The following is a 4,540-nucleotide window of genomic DNA, read 5'->3' as shown; positions in this document are numbered from 1 at the left end:
GTCAGTTTCAGCCGGGATGGCCAGACCTTGGCTTCTGGCAGTGATGACAACACCATCAAACTCTGGAATCTAGAGACAGGCAAGGTAATCCGCACCCTGATCGGGCATGATGACTCGGTCAGGAGGGTCAGTTTCAGCCGGGATGGCCAGACCTTGGCTTCTGGCAGTGATGACAAGACCATCAAACTCTGGAATCTAGAGACGGGCAAGGTAATCCGCACCCTGATCGGGCATGATGACTTGGTCTTTAGCGTCAGTTTCAGCCCCGATGGCCAGACCTTGGCTTCTGGCAGTGATGACAACACCATCAAACACTGGAATGTAGAGACGAGAAGGAAAATCCTCACCCTCCAGACCCTCCAGACCCTCATCGGGCATACTAACAGAGTCACGAGATTCAGTTTCAGCCGGGATAGCCAGACCTTGGCTTCTGGCAGTGATGACAACACCATCAAACTCTGGAATCTAGAGACAGGAACCGAAATCCACACCCTGATCGGCCATGATGGCGCTGTCAATAGCGTTAGTTTCAGCCGGGATGGCCAGACCTTGGCTTCTGGCAGTGATGACAACACCATCAAACTCTGGAATCTAGAGACAGGCAAGGTAATCCGCACCCTGATCGGCCATGATGGCGCTGTCAATAGCGTTAGTTTCAGCCGGGATGGCCAGACCTTGGCTTCTGGCAGTGATGACAACACCATCAAACACTGGAATCTAGAGACAGGAACCGAAATCCACACCCTGATCGGCCATGATGGCGCTGTCAATAGCGTTAGTTTCAGCCGGGATGGCCAGATCTTGGCTTCTGGCAGTACTGACAAGACCATCAAACTCTGGAATCTAGAGACAGGCAAGGTAATCCGCACCCTGATCGGGCATACTAACATTGTCAATAGCGTTAGTTTCAGCCGGGATGGCCAGATCTTGGCTTCTGGCAGTACTGACAACACCATCAAACACTGGAATCTAGAGACAGGAACCGAAATCCACACCCTCATCGAGCATGATGGCGCTGTCAATAGCGTCAGTTTCAGCCGGGATGGCCAGACCTTGGCTTCTGGCAGTCTTGACAACACGATCAAACTCTTCAGGATCAAACTCTTCGGGAATCTAGACTTAAACTTAGACTCTTTAATGGCGAAGACTTGCGATTGGGTGCGCCATTATTTGGAGAATAATCCTAATGTCAGCGAGAGCGATAGGCAATTGTGCGACCATGTAAAGAAGTAGTTGCAAAAGATAAAAGTTTTTAACGCCGTAGCAGCTATTCGTCAAGTCCCTTGACCGTAGGTCACCCTACGCGAACGCGACCATTTAAAATTAAAGGTAAAGAATTAAAAATTCTTTACCTTCACTTCCTTAATCAGTAATCTTGATCTCAGCCCATCCACTTGTGGTGCAGAGCATGATCACCAGCGGCGACAAAAACATCAAGGCGGTCAGGTCCCCAAGATGCTGCTGCTACCCCAGCAATGCTGTAACCACCTAGGTTTTTCCAATTTTTCCAGGCAGAACCATCCCAGGAACGGCAATAGACCTTGCCCATGGATCCAATCACGAAACAATCGAGCTGGTTGACTCCCCTGGACACAGCGGCTACACCATACTGACAGTAGCCTCCCAGTTTTTCCCATGGACTCCAAATCGAACCATTCCAGGTCTTGTAGTATAGAGCGCGATCGCGACCAATGGTAAAGATAGCGATATGGTTTGGACCCCAAGACACTGCTGCGGGTGCAGAAATAGAGTAGCCTCCTAAGTTTTCCCAGCCCCGCCAAGCCGAGCCATCCCACCACTTGTGGTAGACGGCGTGGTCAGTACCAATCACAAAAGTGTCAAGCCGGTTAGGTCCCCAGGAAGCAGCCGCTGGAGCATACAAGCAGTAGCCCTCTAGATTTTCCCAACCGCGCCAAGCCGAGCCATCCCACCACTTGCGGTACAGGGCATTATTGCTACCAACCACAAAGGTGTCAATGCGGTTATTTCCCCAAGAAACCGCTGCGGGTGCAGAAATAATGTAACCCCCTAAGTTTTCCCAGCCACGCCAAGCCGAGCCATCCCACCACTTGTGATACATAGCGTGGTCAGTACCAATCACAAAGGTGTCAATCCGATTAGGTCCCCAGGAAGCAGCCGCTGGACTATATAGGCCATAGCCGCCTAGATTTTCCCAGTCACTCCAGGTATCTTCACTGGGGCGAGGGGTGGGGGGAGTTTTGATTTTGTCAAAGGCTACCTTGGGCTGAATAATGCCAGCACCGGAATGCTGATCCCATCCCTGAGAACCAATATTTTTAGCAGTACTCTCCAGGAGTTTCTTAACCTCCTCCTGAGTTAGGCTCGGCTTGGCTTGCTTGAGCAAGGCTACTACTCCAGCAGCAATGGGTGTGGCAGCAGAGGTACCGTTATCACAGGGGAAGTAACCCCGGAAGTGGGTGATGGAACAGAAGTCAGGCTTTTGGGGGGACAAAGCCGCTGGTCCTTGGCTGCTATAGCCGACAAACTGTTCATTCTTGTTAACTGCGCCCACTGTCATCACTAGGGGATGACCATTCGCGCCCCAGATACTTTTACCAGGACCGAAATCTGAGGCACAACGACCATCAGGACAGGTTCCACCACAGTTACCAGCGGCAAACAGAACTAGAATCCCTTCATTGATCGCTTCCACAACTTTGCGGGTGAAGGGATGGTTAGGATTTCTGGCATAAGTCTTATCCCACTGTTCCTGGTAAATTCCCCAGCTATTGGTGAGAATGTGGGGTGTGCCGTCAATTTTATACTGCTTGATTGCCCAATTGAACGCAGCCAGGGCGTTAGAGATAGCATTCCCTACTAGTGGAAAGTCATAGAGCTTGGCTTCTGGAGCCATACCCAACACATCTGTAGCGCACATATTGCCATGTTCGCCCCAGCTGCGAGCTTGAGTCCCCCATGCCACCGTGCGGTGGTAGCCGCCAATAACATTGGGAATCCGCTTGGAGGGTTCTCCGGGACGCACAGGACGACCAGCTGCTGTAATCCCGCCATCAACGACACCAACAACAATACCTTGACCTTTATAACCAGCAGCATGAATTTGATCAACGCCAAGATACTTGGCTACGTCCGCCATAGTTCCCTTAGCCGCCCCAGGGTTACAGTCACAAGAACCAATCGGACAGCTACCAAACCCTGCCATTGGTTCTACCATCGGATACTCTTGCTGTAGGGTGGTAGTGTTGAAGGGTTCGATCGGGGTGTCTGGCCAGACTTTGATGACATTAGGTTGGGCTTCGAGGGCAGCAATTTGGTTTTGAGCAACTTTGCCCTTGACAACAATTACCTCTTCATTAGAGGCTTGGAGCTGCATGGCCAGTTCCGGTGTCTCAGGATCCATCGATACTGGCTCGTAGTCATAATCGATTTGGAAGCTAGGAACCCTGAAACTTCCTGCCATGTATAAAAACACGTTAGCCCCTTGATCCTTAGGAGCTCGCATTTCTACCAGCACGTTCTCCATTTCACTATCTGGGGCAGATGAACTCATGGGCACTGCTGTGGGTATATTGCCTTGACTGGATACAGCATTCATGTCAAAGGATGACATCTGGTCATCAGCCATTTCCCCTAAGGACATGCCATTGGTAGTTGCTCCACCATTGGTCATACCTGGAACCATGGGTTCTTGGTTTTCTGTGTTTTCCATTCTGCTAATTTCTGATTATGTTTTATAATTGGCTCGATAGAGAGGAGTCTGTGTTGACTTTTGTTTCAGAATCAGGTTGATGTGAGTGTTTCTGAGCAATACAGTCAACTACCCATTGACCCTGAAGAATTCCAGATTTTTTTCCAAAGTTTTTGTAAAGGTGATATACTTCCGTTATAGCTCAGTTGCATTGCTTCAGTAGCTGCTGTGAAGAGCAATGGCTTAGTCAAGACACCTGGATCTTGTCCGATGGCTAAGCAGAGCACATCTAGATGGTAGGGTGGGGTAGTTCAGGATTTTGTAGTAAAATATAGGATATAAGGCTTAGGGCTACCAAATTTAACTGAAAATTAATTTAAACAGGGGCATTCAAGGTCAAGGAAAAACTTGAGAACAGGGAAGTTGAGAACAGAAAGTATTCCCCGTTTACCCTTTCCCGTTGCTTCCGATCACACGATAGCCTTGTCCTGGCTTAAGTGAATAACTGCCTGAGCTATAAATAAATTTAAAGGGATTCCTTTTCGTTAAACTCATCAACTCATGTCATGCAACAAGAAGCGGCAGCTGCTAAACCAATTCGTTCACTAGAAGATGCAATCGACAAGTGTCAGACCCTGGGTATGCGTCTGAGTCGTCAACGTCGCTTTATTCTAGAACTGTTATGGGAAGCTAAAGACCATCTGTCAGCGCGAGACATTTATGACCGATTGAATCAACAAGGTAAAGTTATTGGTCATACTTCTGTTTACCAGAATTTAGATGCCCTATCCAGTCAAGGTATTATTGAATGTATTGAGCGCTCGGATGGACGGTTGTACGGCAATATCAGCGATACTCATAGCCATGTCA

Annotated in this window: 3 protein-coding genes; 2 read left to right on the top strand and 1 reads right to left on the bottom strand. The window is 49.0% G+C overall.

Annotated features, from left to right (window positions below):
- Nucleotides 1–1,233: WD40 repeat domain-containing protein (locus F6K57_RS32705; RefSeq protein ID WP_293072180.1), on the top strand; the 1,233-nt coding region annotated here is incomplete at its 5' end.
- Nucleotides 1,234–1,381: 148 nt separating this feature from the next.
- Here the strand turns inward: F6K57_RS32705 and F6K57_RS32700 are convergent.
- Complete coding sequence (locus F6K57_RS32700; RefSeq protein ID WP_293039346.1) at nt 1,382–3,691, bottom strand: S8 family serine peptidase; 2,310 nt, start codon at nt 3,689–3,691, stop codon at nt 1,382–1,384.
- Between the two features lie 545 nt (nt 3,692–4,236).
- Here F6K57_RS32700 and F6K57_RS32695 point away from each other — a divergent pair.
- Nucleotides 4,237–4,540, top strand: a 304-nt coding sequence (locus F6K57_RS32695) for a transcriptional repressor (protein ID WP_293072179.1), incomplete at its 3' end; no start/stop codon positions are given.

Origin of the sequence: Moorena sp. SIO4A5 (assembly GCF_010672005.1) — a bacterium.
GTDB lineage: Bacteria > Cyanobacteriota > Cyanobacteriia > Cyanobacteriales > Coleofasciculaceae > Moorena.
The sequence above is the reverse complement of the archived record's forward strand: the minus strand, read 5'-3'. Positions and strand labels throughout refer to the sequence as shown.